At 63.4% G+C, this 16396-nt stretch carries 15 protein-coding genes; 10 read left to right on the forward strand and 5 right to left on the reverse strand.

Going from position 1 to position 16396, the window contains the following annotated elements:
- Nucleotides 1-44: 44 nt before the first annotated feature.
- Nucleotides 45-332: a GIY-YIG nuclease family protein gene (locus PLAV_RS03925; protein WP_012109644.1), complete on the reverse strand. Its 288-nt coding sequence runs from the start codon at nt 330-332 to the stop codon at nt 45-47.
- Nucleotides 333-564: 232 nt separating this feature from the next.
- Nucleotides 565-1953: a serine hydrolase gene (locus tag PLAV_RS03930; protein WP_083762492.1), complete on the reverse strand. Its 1389-nt coding sequence runs from the start codon at nt 1951-1953 to the stop codon at nt 565-567.
- A gap of 384 nt (nt 1954-2337) precedes the next feature.
- Here PLAV_RS03930 and PLAV_RS03935 point away from each other — a divergent pair, with 384 nt between their 5' ends.
- Entirely contained in the window at nt 2338-3207 is an 870-nt protein-coding gene (locus PLAV_RS03935; RefSeq protein WP_012109646.1) for a VOC family protein, read from the forward strand.
- On the opposite strand, the gene PLAV_RS03940 is transcribed toward PLAV_RS03935, so the two are convergent.
- Nucleotides 3204-4166 (reverse strand): L-threonylcarbamoyladenylate synthase, encoded by a 963-nt coding sequence (locus PLAV_RS03940; protein WP_012109647.1) that lies wholly within the window; start codon nt 4164-4166, stop codon nt 3204-3206. The genes PLAV_RS03935 and PLAV_RS03940 overlap by 4 nt on opposite strands.
- Nucleotides 4167-4254: 88 nt before the next feature.
- Between PLAV_RS03940 and PLAV_RS03945 the strand changes: the two genes are divergently transcribed.
- The 9 genes from PLAV_RS03945 to PLAV_RS03985 all read left to right on the forward strand — a co-directional run bounded on the left by PLAV_RS03945 (nt 4255) and on the right by PLAV_RS03985 (nt 14753).
- Nucleotides 4255-6015 carry an acyl-CoA dehydrogenase gene (locus tag PLAV_RS03945; RefSeq protein WP_012109648.1) on the forward strand — a complete coding sequence of 587 codons (1761 nt, stop codon included), beginning with the start codon at nt 4255-4257 and terminating at the stop codon, nt 6013-6015.
- Nucleotides 6015-7403: a sodium/glutamate symporter gene (locus PLAV_RS03950; RefSeq protein ID WP_012109649.1), complete on the forward strand. Its 1389-nt coding sequence runs from the start codon at nt 6015-6017 to the stop codon at nt 7401-7403. Before PLAV_RS03945 ends, PLAV_RS03950 begins: the two co-directional genes overlap by 1 nt.
- Nucleotides 7404-7508: 105 nt before the next feature.
- A complete protein-coding gene (locus PLAV_RS03955; protein ID WP_012109650.1) occupies nt 7509-8567 on the forward strand; it encodes an MBL fold metallo-hydrolase in 1059 nt (352 codons plus the stop codon).
- Nucleotides 8568-8612: 45 nt separating this feature from the next.
- Complete coding sequence (locus tag PLAV_RS03960; protein WP_012109651.1) at nt 8613-9542, forward strand: histone deacetylase family protein; 930 nt, start codon at nt 8613-8615, stop codon at nt 9540-9542.
- Between the two features lie 37 nt (nt 9543-9579).
- Nucleotides 9580-9840, forward strand: coding sequence for an exodeoxyribonuclease VII small subunit (locus PLAV_RS03965; protein ID WP_012109652.1), 261 nt, complete (start codon nt 9580-9582; stop codon nt 9838-9840).
- Between the two features lie 16 nt (nt 9841-9856).
- Nucleotides 9857-10765, forward strand: coding sequence for a polyprenyl synthetase family protein (locus tag PLAV_RS03970; protein ID WP_012109653.1), 909 nt, complete (start codon nt 9857-9859; stop codon nt 10763-10765).
- Nucleotides 10766-10818: 53 nt separating this feature from the next.
- The gene (gene dxs, locus PLAV_RS03975; RefSeq protein ID WP_049767705.1) at nt 10819-12768 is read left to right on the forward strand and encodes a 1-deoxy-D-xylulose-5-phosphate synthase; all 1950 of its coding nucleotides are present in this window, start codon (nt 10819-10821) and stop codon (nt 12766-12768) included.
- Nucleotides 12769-12772: 4 nt separating this feature from the next.
- Nucleotides 12773-13516, forward strand: coding sequence for a TlyA family RNA methyltransferase (locus tag PLAV_RS03980; protein WP_012109655.1), 744 nt, complete (start codon nt 12773-12775; stop codon nt 13514-13516).
- Nucleotides 13506-14753: a class I SAM-dependent RNA methyltransferase gene (locus tag PLAV_RS03985; protein ID WP_012109656.1), complete on the forward strand. Its 1248-nt coding sequence runs from the start codon at nt 13506-13508 to the stop codon at nt 14751-14753. Before PLAV_RS03980 ends, PLAV_RS03985 begins: the two co-directional genes overlap by 11 nt.
- Before the next feature lie 10 nt (nt 14754-14763).
- On the opposite strand, the gene PLAV_RS03990 is transcribed toward PLAV_RS03985, so the two are convergent.
- Nucleotides 14764-15273: a hypothetical protein gene (locus PLAV_RS03990; RefSeq protein WP_012109657.1), complete on the reverse strand. Its 510-nt coding sequence runs from the start codon at nt 15271-15273 to the stop codon at nt 14764-14766.
- A complete protein-coding gene (gene aroC, locus PLAV_RS03995) occupies nt 15266-16363 on the reverse strand; it encodes a chorismate synthase (RefSeq protein WP_012109658.1) in 1098 nt (365 codons plus the stop codon). Before aroC ends, PLAV_RS03990 begins: the two co-directional genes overlap by 8 nt.
- Between the last annotated feature and the right edge of the window lie 33 nt (nt 16364-16396).

The raw sequence follows: 16396 nt of genomic DNA on the forward strand, positions 1-16396 counted from the left end.
CATAAAACTCGGTGTCATCCCGGCGAAAGCCGGGACCCATTGGCTTATCGATTCAATGATGCGGTGAGATCGTCCCATTCGGGATTTGCCTTCTCGATCAACTGCACCTTCCACTCCCGTTTCCATTCCTTGATCGCCTTTTCCCGTCCGATAGCTTCGTTCACATCGTCATGTGTCTCTGCATAGACGAGCTGATGAATGCGATATTTCTTCGTGAACCCGGAAGCGACACCGGTTCGATGCTCATCGATCCGCCGTGCAATATCATTGGTCACGCCGACATAAAGCGTTCCGTGTTTGCGGCTTGCAAGGATGTAGACGAAGTAGCTCATCTGGACGTGTCATGCCGTCACTTGTGGCAGGAACTTCACTGAAAAAACGAATGTCATCCCGGCGAAAGCCGGGACCCAATCCACCTCAATCCTTGTATCGTTGTCCAATCGCTGGTGATGGAAGTAGCCGACGCGTGCAACAGCTCTTGCTGAGGGAACCAATGGGTCCCGGCTTTCGCCGGGATGACACTTTTACTTTAGGCCAATACAGCGGCAAACGTGAATCTCTACCTCACACCCTCTTATGTGCCCTCACCCCGAGATGCAGGTAGAGCGCGCGGTCGCCGCCGTCTCTCCCGAGAAAATGCCAACTCTGCGGCAGCGTCATCCCTGGCGCCACGCCGAGAAACAATTCCGTATTCACCGCCTCCAGCACCACGCGCTTCGGCCCGCCCGACATCACCGCATAATCGGGCGAGGGCGTCACCATGGCGACGAGCTTGCCGCCCTCCGGCGTCACCTCGATTTCCTCCATCGAATTCGCATAGCGCCCGGCATAGCGCGCCGCGTCGAGCACAAGCGCCGGATCGGGTTTCGCCGGTTCGGGCGGCGCAATGCCCGCTTCCGCCGCGAACACCTCGCGGATCAGCGCATCCGCCATCGCCTTGCCATTGCCGCCATTGGTCAACAGGCAAAACGCCGTCTCGCTTTCCGGGTGATAGCGCAGCCAAGCCGCCTGGCCGATGGTCGAGCCGTCATGGCCGAAAACCTCGTAATGCCCGTTGCCATTCCAGTCCCACATGAAACTGGCGAGGCCGATCGCGTCGATATTCATGCCCTTGGGGCAGATGATGTTCCTGAGATGCATCGCATGAACGCTCTCGGCGGTGAGCACCTGCTTCCCGTTCGGCGCCACGCCTTCGTTCATCATCATCCGCGCAAAGGTCACGATGTCGCGCGCCTTTGCCATCGGCGTCGCTCCCGCCGGCCCGTTCGATGCCGCGAGATAGGCAATCGGCGTCACCATCAGCGCGCCGGGCGCTCCGAGATGTCCGATCGCCGTCTGGTAGCGCATCGCCTGTTCCGGCAGCGTCGAGAAGGCAGGCGTGTCCAGAATCTTTGCAATCCGTGTACGGATCGCCTTGTCCCATGTCGTGCCGTTCGCCACCTCGATCATCCGCCCGGCGGCCACGAACCCCGTATTGCAATAGGAAAACATCTCGCCAGGCTGGTGCACCTGCTCGAGCCCCGCCATCATCGAAACGAACCGCGCCACCCGGTCCTCGCCGCGCCCCGCATCCTTGAAGTAATCCCCGGTGATGCCGCTCGTATGCGACAGCAACTGGCGCAGCGTCACCCGCGCCGCCACCGCCTCATCCTTCACCCTGAATTCGGGCAACACCTTGCGCACCGGCGCCTCGAGATCGAGCTTCCCTTCCTCCACGAGCTGCATAACCAGTGCCGCCGTATAGAGTTTGGTGATGGAGCCGATCTGAAACAGCGTGTCGGACGTCACCGGCACCCGCGTCTCCAGATTGCAAACCCCCGCCGCCGCCTCAAAGCCCTCTCCATCCGCCCAAACCGCCAACGAAGCCCCCGGCACCCCGCAATCGCGGACAAGTGCGTCAAGTCGTTGCTGAAGATGATCGGCGGTGAGCGGCATGGGTTTCCATACTTTCATCTGTCGTTTTGGTCTGTAATCTTACATAGGGCCACGGACCTAGTCTCCCTCTCCCTTGGGGGAGAGGGAAGGGGCCCACCTGTTCGCCGTCAGGCGTGCAGGCGGGAAGGGTGAGGGGGAAGCCGCACCCACCGAACCAAAACCGGGGACAACTTTTCTTTCCTCCGCCCACGGACTTATCCCCGAGCACCGAGGATAACTCAAAACAAATCCGTACACAGAAGAAAACAAAAGCCCTTCATGACGGTTTGTTGACAGTTCAATGACAGTCCCCCGGGGATAACCGCCGGAAAAAGCGAAATCCCTTCGCCTTTTCAACCGTCTGGCGGCCCCGCCGGAATGCCTCTAGAGTGCCGCGCGATTTCAGGCAAAGGACCGTCACAAATGACCGAAGTAACGAGCGTCGACCACATCATCATCGCGGTCCGCGATCTTGGCGAGGCCGAGAAAAACTACACCGCCATCTTCGGCCGCGAGCCCTCCTGGAAGGGCGTCCATCCCGGCGTCGGCACCGGTAACGTCTTGTACCGCCTCGCAAATACCTATGTGGAGCTCTACGCCCCCGTCGCCGAAGGCGCCAATGCCGACGCCCTGAAAAAGCGTCTGGATGAGGTCGGCGAGGGCCTTTACGGCATCGTTCTCGGCGTCGAGGACGCCGCCGCCGCCACCGAAGCCTTCAACGCGCGCGGCCTCAAATCCGGCGCCCCCGTAGATGGCTCCGGCCGCGACGAGATCACAGGCGCTGTCCGCAAATGGCGCACCATCGCCATGCCGGCGGAAGAAGTGCGTGGCCTGTTCATGCTGGGAATTCAACACCTTAGCCCTGAAGATGCGCTCCCGCCCGCGCCGCTTTCCGCTGGCGTTTCCGAAGCCGAGGCCGTCCCCGGCTGCGACCATGTCGTCATCATGACCCCCGACGCGGAAGCCTGCAAAACCCTCTTCGGCGAAAAACTCGGCATCCGTCTCGCCCTCGATCAGACGAAACCCGAATGGGGTGTCCGCCAGCTTTTCTTCCGTGCAGGCGGCCTCACCATCGAAGTGGTGGAGGCTCTCGACAAGTCGAAAGCGCCGAAAACCGAACGATTCTGGGGACTTGCCTGGAAGGCGGAGAATGTCGGCGCCGCCGCCGCCCGCCTCGCAAAGGCCGGGCTGGACATCTCGGAAGTCCGTGTCGGCCGCAAGGAAGGCACCGAAGTCTGCACGATCCGCAAAGCCACCAACGGCGTGCCCACGCTTCTCGTGGGCAACGCCTAACCCCTTGGCGCCGCTGCTCTTTTCAGCCTGTCATTGATCGCCTCGCCGAGCCCCTCCATGGGGATCGGCGAGACCGCGATCCGCTTGCCGCCCGCCGTCGCATCGAGCGCGCGCAGCATCGCGAAAAGGTTGGCCGCCGCCTCCGTCAGGTCCCCGGAAGCCGATAGATTCATTGAGCTTTTCGCCTCGGGCCCGAAGCCGAGCAGCACCTCGTCCGGCCCCGCTTCCGCCGCATCGAGCCGCAACGGCGCCCCCGGCGCATAATGGCTTTCAAGCTGCCCCGGCGATGCGCGTCCGGCCTCTCCGGCCGCTGCATCCGCATCGGCCAGCCGCCCTCCCAGCACCGCCTCGATCTCCTCCCGCGCCACCGCGCCGGGTCGCAGAAGTGTCGGAATTCCTTGAGGAAATCCGATTACGCTGGATTCAAGCCCCAGCCGGCAGGCCCCCCCATCCAGCACCATCGCCAGCAGGTCGGAGTGCCCCAGCGACTCCATCACATGGCCCGCTTGCGTCGGGCTCACCTTGCCGGATGCATTGGCCGAAGGCGCGGCAATCGGCCGTTTTGCGGCCTCCAGCAGCGCCTGCGCCGTCTCATGCGCCGGCACGCGGATCGCCACCGTGTCGAGCCCCGCGCTCACCAGCAGCGACAGCTTTGCATCCGCCCGCCGCGGCAGCACCAGCGTCAGCCCGCCGGGCCAGAAATGCCGCGCCAGAGCTTCCGCCTCGGCGCTGAAAACCACATATTTTTCAGCCACTTGCGCGTCAGCCACGTGAACGATCAGCGGGTTGAAACGTGGCCTTCCCTTGGCCTCGAAAATGCGCGCCACTGCCTTCTCGTCGCTCGCATCCGCGCCAAGTCCGTAGACGGTCTCCGTCGGAAACGCGACAAGCTTCCCCTCGCGGATCAGCTCACCCGCTCGCGCAATCGCCGCCTCGCTCGCCGCCACGCATTCCGCCATCAATCCCACTCTTCTGCTCGGTACACTTCGCGCGGAGAATACAGTAGAAGGCCAAAACACCTCGCTTTTCCGCGCCTCAGGAGACCTCATGACATATCGTCCGCCCGTCCGCGACATGGCTTTCACGCTGAACGAGGTCGCCGGTCTTTCGGATCTGCTGGGCAAGGGCGCCTATGAGGATGTCTCTGCCGATCTGGTCGAAGCTGTCATGGAGGAGGGCGCCAAGCTCGCCGCCGATGTCCTCGCGCCGCTCAACCGCTCGGGCGACGCCGAGGGCGCGAAGCTGAAAAGCGGAGCGGTATCAGTGCCTTCCGGCTTTGCGGAGGCGTACCGCAGATGGGTCGAAGGCGGCTGGGGCAGCCTCGCGGCGACGACGGAATATGGCGGGCAGGGCCTCCCCGTCGCGCTCTCCGTCGCCATGCAGGAAATGTGGAACGCCGCCTGCCTCTCCTTCGGCCTCTGCCCCATCCTCAGCCAGGGCGCCATCGAAGCGCTGACGGCGCATGGCACCGAAGAACAGAAAAACATCTACCTCGCCAGGCTCATCTCGGGCGAGTGGACCGGCACGATGAACCTCACCGAGCCGCAGGCAGGCTCCGATCTCAACGCCTTGAAAACAAAGGCCGTTCCGCAGGGCGACGGCACCTACCGCATCAGCGGCACCAAGATCTACATCACTTATGGCGACCACGACATGGCCGAAAACATCGTCCATCTCGTCCTCGCGCGCCTGCCCGATGCGCCTCCCGGCACGAAGGGCATTTCGCTTTTCCTCGTCCCCAAATTCCTCGTCAACGAAGACGGCTCCCTCGGCGCCCGCAACGATGCCTGGTGCATTGGACTTGAAGAAAAACTCGGCATCCATGGCAGCCCCACCTGCGTCATGTCCTATGGCGAAAATGGCGGCGCCATCGGTACGCTGATCGGTCAGGAAAACCGCGGCCTCGCCTGCATGTTCACGATGATGAACAACGCCCGCCTCCTCGTCGGCACGCAAGGCGTCGCCATCGCCGAAGCCGCATATCAGCACGCCTTGGCCTACGCGAAAGACCGCAAGCAGGGTCGCCCGCTCGGCTCCACCCTCGCACCCGGCGAAATGGCGCCCATCATCGAGCATCCCGACATCCGCCGTATGCTCCTCACCATGAAATCGCTCACCGATGCCTCGCGTGCCATCTGCTACGCAACGGCCGTCGCCATCGACGGCGCGCATGCCGGGGATAAGCGTGAAGAAGCGCAGGCCCGCGCCGATTTGCTGACACCCATCGCCAAATCCTTCTCCACCGATATCGGCGTCGAGGTCGCTTCCATCGGCGTGCAGATTCATGGCGGCATGGGCTTCATCGAGGAAACCGGCGCCGCGCAATTCCTCCGCGACGCGCGCATCCTGCCGATCTATGAAGGCACAAACGGCATTCAGGCAATAGATCTCGTCAGCCGCAAGCTGCCGCTCGGAAATGGCAGCGTGGTCAAAAATTTCATCGCCGAAATGCGCGAAACGGCGCAGCAGGCGCGTTCCTCCAACAACAAGCTCCTCGGCGAAATCGGCGGCGCGCTCGATGGTGCGCTTGACGCGCTCGACAAGGCGACGGACTACATGCTCGCCAATCTGAAATCCGCGCCGAACGATTGCCTCGCCGGTGCTTCGCCCTATCTCCGCCTCTTCGGAACGGCGGCCGGCGGCCATTATCTGGCGCAGAGCGCGCTGCGCGATCCCGCGGCAAAGGCGCGCCTCGCCCTCGCGCAATTCTACGCGGCCAACGTGCTTCCCGCCGTTCACGGCCTGCTCGCTCCGGCTACGGCGGGCGCGGATAGTCTCTTCGCGCTGACAGCGGATGATCTGGCCTGATGGTTACCAGTTTCGCGACGATATCCTCCGCGCTCGCCATCATCTGGGTGATGCTCATCGTCTCGAAGTATCTGCGCTGGCGTCTTGCCGTTCTGGCGCGCCTTTTTATCCCCGGTTCGGTCGTTGCGGGCTTCATCCTGATGTTCGCGGGACCGGAAGTGGCGGGCGCCATGTCCGGCGTCGAACTCGTCCCCGAAGATGTGCTGGATGTCTGGCGGCAGCTGCCCGCGCTGTTGATCAATGTCGTCTTCGCCGGCCTTTTTCTTGGCAAGATCATTCCCGGGCCTCGCCAGATCTGGCACCGCGCGGGCCCCGTCATTGCTTATGGCCAGGCCATCGCTTGGGGCCAGTATGTCGTTGGAATCGGCCTTGTCATCGCCGTTCTCGCGCCGTTCTATGCCACGCCGCCGGTCGCTGGCGCCCTGATCGAGATTTCGTTTGAAGGCGGTCACGGCACGGCCGCTGGCCTCGGCCCGACCTTCGATGCGGTGGGCTTTTCCGCGGGCACAGATCTCGCTCTTGGCCTCGCAACCATCGGCCTTGTCGGCTCCGTGCTGATCGGCCTTGTACTGATCAACTGGGCGGCCCGGCGCGGTCTTGTCGATCCAGAAGGCATCCGCTCGCCGACGCCAGAACTTCATCCGGATCCACCCGCCGATACGACGGAGCAGCTTGCAGCCCGCCCCGCGACGACGGATGCCGCGCAGCCCATCGATCCGATGTCGCTGCATCTCGGTCTCTTCGCCGTCGCTATTGCTATCGGTTGGGGCCTGCATCAACTGTTGATCCTTCTTGAGGAACACACCTGGGGCCGCGACGGCACGCGGATCCTTGCCTATCTGCCGCTTTTCCCGCTCGCCATGCTCGGCGGTGTCGCCGTGCAGGTCGTGGTCAGCCGCTATATTGGCATGGGCCTTGTGGACCGGGGATTAGTGAACCGGATTTCCGGTGCCGCCCTCGACATTCTGATTGTCGCGGCGCTGGCGACGCTCTCATTGACCGCGATCAACGATAATCTCGGCCCCTTCGTCTGGCTCGCCGTCGGCGGCATCGCCTGGAATATTTTTGCGTTGCTGGTGCTGGCACCCCGCATGCTTGGGCCCGACTGGTTCGCGCAAGGCATCCCGCATTTCGGACAGGCGATGGGGATGACGGTGAGCGGCCTGATGCTCTTCCGTATCGCCGATCCTGAAAACCGCTCCGGAGGGCTGGAGAATTTCGGCTACAAGCAGCTTTTCTTCGCCCCCATTGTCGGCGGCGGCCTGTTCACGGCGGCCGTCATGCCGCTTATCCTCGCCTTCGGCCCCTGGCCCCTGCTGATTTGCACGAGCCTGCTTCTGGCAGTCTGGATTTATGTCGGCGAGCGATTGGCGCGGAAGGTTCCGTAGCGTCGGCCTTGGCGTTCATTTGCGCCGTTTGACCTCTCTCCGCCGTGCGCCTATCACGGATATGTCGCCTCGCGGCCTTTCGCGGGCGATTGTTCGAGAGTCCCCATGTCCGATATTTCGCAAGCGACCATAGAAAGCACCGATCTCCGCTATCCCCTCGACAAGAGGGTGCCGGAACCGGCGGAAATGCTGGAGGTCGCCAAGGGCATCTGGTGGGTGCGCATGCCGCTTCCCTTCCAGCTCGATCACATCAACCTCTGGCTGCTCGAAGACGGCGAGGGCTGGACGGTGGTGGATACAGGCGTCGCCTCCGACGAAGTGAAGGCGCTCTGGCGCGAGGTTTTCAAGACCGGCCTTCGCGGCAAGCCCATCACAGGCCTCGTCGTCACCCATCTCCACCCGGATCACGTCGGCCTTGCCGGCTGGTTCACGCGCAAATGGGGCATCGAGCTGCGCATGTCGCGCACCGATTTCCTGATGTGCAAGACGCTGGTGCTCGATACGGGCCGCGACGCGCCGCAGGAAGCGCTTGATTTCTATCGCGCCGCCGGCTTCAGCGAGCGCGGTGTCGAGAGCTATCGCAAGCGTTTCGGCGGCTTCGGCGAACGCGTATCGCGCATGCCCGATATTTTCCGTCGTCTGCGCGAGGGCGATGAATTGAAGATCGGCGGCCGGACATGGCGCGCCGTCGTCGGCTCCGGCCACGCGCCCGAGCACATCTGCCTCTATTGCGAGGAAGCGAAAATCCTCATCTCCGGCGATCAGGTGCTGCCGAGGATATCCTCGAATGTCAGCGTCCATCCGACGGAAGCTTACGAAAATCCGCTGGAAGACTGGATCGACAGCTGCAAGCGCCTGCGCGCCACGCTGCCAGAAGACCTGCTTGTCCTCCCCGCGCATAACGAGCCCTTCTACGGTCTCCACACCCGCCTGACGCAGCTCATCGACGGCCATGAGGACGGATTGGCGAAACTCCACGCGCTTCTCGAAACGCCGAAACGTGCCATTGACGTTTTCCCCGCCCTCTTCAAGCGCAAGATCGGCCCCGAAGTCTTCTTCATGGCGACGGGCGAAAGCCTCGCGCACCTGAATTGCCTGATCGGCCGCGGTCTTGCGACCCTCAGCCGCGACGAAAAAGGCGTCGACTGGTACCGCCAGGCTTAAATCCCGCCTAGACTGGCAGGTAATGAAATTCCTCGGCCCAAGGCAATGACCACGCTTCTCGTCACCCATTCCGCCTGTCTCGAACACGAAACCCCGCCGGGCCATCCCGAATGCGTGGCGCGGTTGCGTGCCGTGCTCGGCGCGCTCGAGACCGAGGATTTCGCGCTGTTGCAGCGCGCAGAGGCGCCGCGCGCCAGCCACGAGCAGATCGCGCGCGTTCATCCGATGAGCCATATCGAGCGCATCGAATCCTGCGTGCCTGAAAGCGGTTTCCGCCGCATAGATGCCGACACGGCGATGTCTCCGGGTTCCGCGGAGGCGGCTTTCCGCGCCGCCGGCGCCGTCGTCTATGCCGTCGACGAGGTCATGTCGGGCCGGGCCCGCAACGGTTTCTGTGCCATTCGCCCGCCGGGGCACCACGCGGAACCCGAAACTTCAATGGGCTTCTGCCTGTTCAACAACATTGCCATCGGCGCTCTTCATGCGCGCGAGGCGCATGGCTGCAAGCGTGTCGCCGTCATCGATTTCGACGTGCATCACGGCAACGGTACGCAGGCCGCCTTTGAAACGAACCCGGACCTCTTCTACGCCTCCACCCATCAATGGCCGCTTTATCCTGGCACGGGCAGGGCAGGAGAATTTGGCTTGGGCAATATCCTGAACCGTTGCCTGCAGCCTGGCGCCGGCTCGGCCGAGTTCCGCGCGGCGATTTCGGATGCGGTTATCCCCGCCCTGGAACAATTTCGCCCGGATTTCATCTTCATTTCGGCGGGTTTCGATGCACATATCTCGGACCCGCTCGCAAATCTGCGGCTCACCGACGAAGACTATGGCTGGGTCACGGCCGAGCTCGTGAAGACGGCGGACCGTCTCTGCGGCGGTCGCGTTGTCTCCGCGCTTGAGGGGGGGTATGACTTGGAGGCGCTGGCGTCGAGTTCGCGCGCGCATGTGAAGGCGCTGATGCTCGCCGCCTGATAAAGCCCGGAGTACCGCCCCAAAAGGGAGAGAGACCATGTCCGCCGCCAAAGCCGAAGCACATAACGATATCGACAAGCTGAGCTTCGAGGAGGCGTTGGCGCAGCTTGAGAAGATCGTCGGTCAGCTCGAATCCGGCGAGGCGCCGCTTGAGAAGTCGATTGAACTCTATGAACGCGGCACCGCGCTGAAAGCCCATTGCGAAACGCGCCTGAAAGCGGCGGAAGCGCGCGTCGAAAAGATCACCCTGTCGGCTTCAGGCGAGCCTTCGGGCACCGAGCCGTTGGACGTCGGCTGACGGATACGCGCCGTCAATGACCTCATCCCCCGCAAATGCCGCGCAATTTGAAGCCGGATTGGCCACGGTCGCCGCGAAAGTGGAAGAGATGCTCGACCGCCTTTTGCCGCGCGTGGAAGGACCGGAGGCGCGCATCGCGGAGGCGATGCGTTATGCGGCGCTGGGAGGCGGAAAGCGCTTTCGCCCCTTTCTTGTTGCGCAGAGCGCCGCGCTTTTCGGCGTCGCCTCGGAGGCGGCGTTGCGTGCCGCAGCCGCCGCCGAATGCGTACATATCTACTCCCTCGTCCATGACGACCTTCCCTGCATGGATGATGATGACCTGCGCCACGGTTTGCCGGCCGTTCACCGCCAGTTCGACGAGGCGACGGCAGTCCTCGCAGGCGACGCTCTCCTGACGCTAGCCTTCGAAATTCTCGCCGATCCAGAAACGCATGAGCGTGCCCGTGTCCGCATCGAGCTTGTCCGCCGCCTCGCCATTGCATCCGGTGCACACGGCATGGTCGGCGGCCAGATCATCGACCTGACCAGCGAGGGCAGGGAGCTCGACATGGGCGGGATCACCCGTTTGCAGCAGCTCAAGACAGGCGCGTTGATCTCGTTCAGCTGCGAGGCAGGCGCCATTCTCGGCCGCGCCTCGCCCGATGCACTTCACGCGCTACATGCTTATGCCCATGACATGGGCCTTGCCTACCAGATCGCGGACGACATTCTGGATGCTGAAGGTGATGCCGCGGCCATGGGCAAGGCGACGGGCAAGGACGCGGCGGCGGGCAAGGCCACCTTCGTTTCGATCCTCGGCCTCGACCGCGCTCGCGCGCAGGCCGGGATGCTTGCGGAGCAGGCCGTCCAACACCTTGATTTGTTTGATGAAAGAGCCGATCTTTTGCGTCATGCCGCGCATTTCGTTATAACGCGCCGCAACTGAGTCCGGGCCTTCTTTCGGCCCCCGATCTGGCCTTTGAACGGCCGAGGTGAGTGTTGAACAGCAAACCCCCGACCCCTTTGCTTGACCGGGTGACCGTCCCGGCAGATTTGCGCGCGCTTGGTGAAGGCGATCTGCGGCAGCTTGCCGAGGAATTGCGCGCGGAGATGGTCGACGCCGTCTCGCAGACGGGTGGCCATCTCGGTGCGGGGCTTGGTGTTGTCGAACTGACGGTCGCTCTCCACTACGTGTTCAACACGCCGGAAGACCGCATCATCTGGGATGTCGGCCATCAGGCTTATCCCCACAAGATACTCACCGGCCGCCGCGACCGCATCCGCACGCTGCGACAGGGCGACGGACTGTCGGGTTTTACCAAGCGCGCTGAAAGCGAATACGATCCGTTCGGCGCCGCGCATTCCTCCACCTCGATATCCTCGGGCCTCGGGATGGCCGTCGCCCGCGACCTCAAGGGCGGCACCAACAATGTCGTGGCCGTGATCGGCGATGGTGCGATGTCGGCGGGCATGGCCTATGAGGCGATGAACAACGCCGGCTCGATGAACAGCCGCCTCATCATCATCCTGAACGACAACGACATGTCGATCGCGCCGCCTGTCGGCGCCATGAGCGCCTATCTCGCGCGCCTTCTGTCCGGCGGCGCCTACCGCTCCATGCGTCATCTCGCCAAGCAACTCGCGCAGCTCCTGCCCAAACGGCTGGAAGAAAGCGCCCGCCGCGCCGAGGAATATGCGCGCGGCATGGCGACCGGCGGCACGCTCTTCGAGGAGCTAGGCCTCTACTATGTCGGCCCGATAGACGGGCATAATTTCGATCATCTGCTGCCCGTGCTGAAGAATGTGCGTGACGCCGGCGAAGGGCCGATCCTCGTTCACGTCGTGACGCAGAAGGGCAAGGGTTATGCGCCTGCCGAAGCGGCGGAGGACAAATACCACGGCGTTTCAAAATTCGATGTTGTCACCGGCACGCAAGCGAAGGCGCAGGCAAACGCGCCGAGCTACACCAAGGTCTTCGCCGAAAGCCTGATCGCGCATGCCGAAGAGGACGACAAGATCGTCGCCATCACGGCGGCCATGCCGGGCGGCACGGGCCTCGATCTTTTTGCGCAGCGTTTTCCGGGGCGTACCTTCGATGTCGGCATTGCCGAGCAACATGCCGTGACTTTCGCTGCGGGCCTCGCAACCGAAGGCTTCAAACCCTTCGCCACCATCTACTCGACATTCCTGCAGCGCGCCTACGACCAGGTCGTGCATGACGTGGCGATCCAGCGTCTCCCCGTCCGTTTCGCCATCGACCGCGCTGGGCTCGTCGGCGCCGACGGACCGACGCATGCCGGTTCGTTCGACGTAACCTATCTTGCCTGCCTGCCGGGCTTCGTCGTCATGGCGGCGGCGGACGAGGTCGAATTGAAACACATGGTGGCGACGGCCGTCGCCATCGACGACCGTCCCTCCTCGTTGCGTTATCCCCGGGGCGAAGGCGTCGGCATCGAAATGCCGGCCATCGGCACACCTCTCGAAATCGGCAAGGGCCGCATCTTGCGTCAGGGCACCAAGGTGGCGATCCTCTCGCTTGGCACGCGTCTCGCCGAGGCGCTGAAAGCGGCCGAACAGCTCGGCGCGCTCGGTCTTTCGACAACAGTCGTCGATGCGCGCTTCGCAAAGCCGCTGGACGAAGACCTGATCGCGCGTCTCGCCCGCGAGCATGAGCTGCTGATTACCGTGGAAGAGGGCTCCATCGGCGGCTTCGGCAGCCATGTGCTTGATTTCCTCGCCCATTCCGGCGCGCTCGATCGTGGCCTGAAAGTCCGGCCCATGGCGCTGCCGGACATTTTCATTGACCAAGACAAGCCGGAAAAAATGTACGACATCGCCGGGCTGAACGCCGCGCAGATCGTGGAGACCGCTCTCTCCGTGCTGGGGCAAGAACGGCAGATCGCTGACTTTCGGCAGATGACGCCGCAGCCGCTGCCGAAACTCGTCTGACTTGATGGTGAAGGAAAAACGCCGTCTGGATATCGCTCTCCTTGAGCGCGGTCTTGCATCCACGCGTGCCCGCGCACAGGCGGCCATCAAGGCCGGGCATGTCCGGGTGGCCGGTGAAATTGCAACCAAACCTGCCGATCTCGTCGCCCCTGAAGCCGAGATCTCCATGCTTGCCCCCGAACATCCATATGTTTCGCGTGGCGCGCTGAAGCTTGTTCATGCGCTTGACCACTTCGGCATCGATCCGTCGGGCTCTCTCTGCCTTGATCTCGGCGCCTCTACCGGCGGTTTCACGGAAGTTCTGCTGGAGCGCGGCGTCGCCTCAGTCGTCGCTATTGACGTCGGGCACGGCCAGCTCGCGGAAAAAATTGCGCAAGACACCCGTGTCCGCGCGATTGAAGGACTGAACGCAAAGGATATCTCGCGTGACATTGTCCCCGGCCGGATCGATCTGATCGTGGCGGATCTCAGCTTCATCAGTCTTGAAAAAGCGCTGCCGCCGGCGCTCGCGCTCGCCGAGCGCGGCGCCCGGCTGATCGCGCTCATCAAGCCGCAGTTCGAGGTCGGCCCCGAAAATGTCGGCAAAGGGGGTATTGTCCGCGAGCCGGCGTTGCATGAGCGTGTCTGTGCCAATATTGCGGGCTGGTTGGAAAAGATGGGATGGCGCGTGGAAGGCATTGTCGAGAGCCCGATAAAGGGCGGTGACGGAAACCGCGAGTTCCTGATTGCGGCCTGCCATGACCGCTGAAATCGAGATCGTGATCGAAACGCTCGGTGCGCAGGCGGATGGCGTCGCGCAGACGCCGCAAGGCCCGCTCTATGTGCCCTATGTGCTGCCGCAAGAGCGCGTGCTCGTGCGGCCTGCCGGCGATGGCCGCGCGGAGCTTCGGCGGGTGCTCGATGCATCCGCTGACCGCATCGCGCCCGCCTGTCCGCATTTCACCTTCTGTGGCGGCTGCTCGCTTCAGCATATGGAGGCGGCGCGATATGCGGACTGGAAGTGGGCACAAGTCGCCACCGCCCTGCGCGCAAGGGGCATCGAGGCGGAAATCGCGCCACTTGTCCCCGCCCGGCCTCGCAGCCGCCGTCGCGCGACCTTCGCCGCGACGCGAACGAAGAAGACCTTGGCCATCGGCTACTACGCGCAAGCCAGCCACACAATTGTGCCGATCGCGGAATGTCCGCTGGTCGTGCCGGAGATCGAGCGTGCCTTGCCGGCTCTTGCCGGTCTCGTCGCGCCGGGCCTCTCCCGCACGTCGCGCGCCTCTGTTCTGGTAACCTCCACAGCGAGCGGTCTCGACGTCGCCGTCACAGGCGGCAAGCCGCTCGACGGACCGCTGCGTCTCGAACTCGCCGCGCGGGCATCCGCTGCCGATATCGCCCGCCTGTCATGGGGCGGTGAAATAGTCGCCGGGCGGCGTCCGCCTTTTGTTGACCTGTCGGGCCTTGCGGTCCTGCCGCCGCCTGGCGCTTTCCTCCAGCCGACGCGCGAAGGCGAAGCGGCACTTGTCCGGCTTGTCGCTCAAGGGGTGGGTAAGTCCGTCCGCATCGCCGATCTCTTTGCCGGCTGCGGCACGTTCTCGGCCTCTCTCGCCCGTAGTGCCACCGTTCATGCCGTCGAAGGCGAGAGCGCATCGCTCGCCGCGCTCGCGCGGGCGGTCCGTGAGCAGGGGCCGTCACTCGGTCTGAAGCCCGTCACCCACGAAACCCGCGACCTGGCGCGCCGTCCCCTGCTGCGCTCGGAACTCGATAGTTTTGATGCGGTGGTTTTCGATCCGCCTCGCGCCGGCGCGGCGGCGCAGGCCGAGGAAATCGCTCGTTCTGAAGTCCCTGTCGTTGCCGCCGTTTCTTGCAATCCGGCGACATTCGCCCGCGATGCAAGAACGCTTCTCGACGGAGGCTATGCACTATCGGAGCTCACGCCCGTGGACCAGTTTCTCTGGTCGCCTCACATCGAGCTCGTGGGGATATTCAGGAAGGGCTGATCCTGCGGGGTCAGATGGAGCGGTGGATATGCTGTCTGACCGCGGCCTCGATGATTTCCGGCTTCGCATCGAGTGTGGATAGCCGCACGGCGATTTCCTGAGGACCGATACTTTTCCAGCAGCGATACATGTAGCGGCGAACGATGCCGACCGAGGCTGCGTTGTCGACCGCTGTATTCAGAGGTCTGCGAAGACTTATCCGCAGTTCGGCATTGCGGATCATCCTTACGTAACGATCGACGATCTCCACATCCGATATGGCATTCCAGGGCAGGAGCCCGAGACGATCGAGCGTCACACCGGCCGGCGAAACAACCAGTGCGCGCCGGTCCCGCGCCACATAGGGCCAGTGGTAAAGCGCAACACCCACCGCGAGGAGAGCGCCGACTGAAGAGAAAATGGGCGCGCGCACCATACCGAAGACAATCAGCGCGCCCGCAGCAAGCACGGCGCTATAGACAATGCTTTCGCCTTTCGGCTTGGAGTAATGCACGGTCAGAAAGTCCGGCGCATCACTCATTGCGGCCGCTCCCGCCCATCTGCGCCCGATGGCGGAGCAGCTGGTCAGCAAGCACGCAGGCCATCATCGCTTCGCCCACAGGCACGGCGCGGATGCCGACGCATGGGTCATGGCGGCCCTTGGTGACGATTTCCGTGTCGTCGCCGCCTTTGGTGACTGTTTTGCGAGGGCTGAGGATCGAGGAAGTGGGTTTCACGGCAAAGCGCGCGACGACATCTTGTCCCGTGGAAATGCCGCCAAGAACGCCGCCCGCGTGATTGGAGCTGAACTCAATGCCATGCGGCCCCGACTGCATCTCGTCGGCATTTTCTTCGCCGGAGAGAGCGGCAGCGCCGAAGCCATCTCCGATCTCGACACCCTTCACCGCGTTTATGCTCATCAACGCGCTTGCAAGTTCCGCATCGAGCTTTCCGTAGATAGGTGAGCCGAGACCGGCGGGTACGCCGCTGGCTACAATCTCGATGACGGCACCGCAGGACGAACCGGCTTTCCGGACGCTATCGAGATAGATTTCCCATTCCGCCGCTGCCTTTGCGTCCGGGCACCAGAAGGGGTTGTTTCCCACCTCGTTCCAGTCCCAGTTGGCGCGGTCGATCTTGTGCGGCCCCATCTGCACGAGCGCACCCCGGATCATCATCTCCGGCAACATCGCCCGCGCCACCGCGCCGGCAGCCACGCGGGCCGCCGTTTCACGCGCCGAAGAGCGGCCGCCCCCGCGATAATCGCGAATGCCATATTTCAGGAAATAGGTGAGATCGGCATGGCCCGGTCTGAACTTCTCGACGATATCGCCATAGTCCTTCGACCGCTGATCGACATTCTCGATCATCAGCGAGATCGGCGTGCCCGTCGTCATCTCTATGCCGTCTTCGACGAAGGTGCCCGAGAGAATTTTCACCGCATCGGGCTCGCGCCGCTGCGTGGTGAACCGCGACTGGCCGGGTTTGCGCCGGTCGAGCCATTGCTGGATATCTTCGGCCTTCAAAGGCAGCCGCGGCGGCGCACCGTCCACAACGCAGCCGAGCGCCGGCCCGTGGCTTTCGCCCCAGGTCGTGACGCGGAACAGATGGCCGAACGTATTGTGAGACATGGCCTTAGCGTGGCCCGCGAGGGCCGTCCTTGC

The sequence above is a fragment of the Parvibaculum lavamentivorans DS-1 genome, assembly GCF_000017565.1.
Classification (GTDB): domain Bacteria; phylum Pseudomonadota; class Alphaproteobacteria; order Parvibaculales; family Parvibaculaceae; genus Parvibaculum; species Parvibaculum lavamentivorans.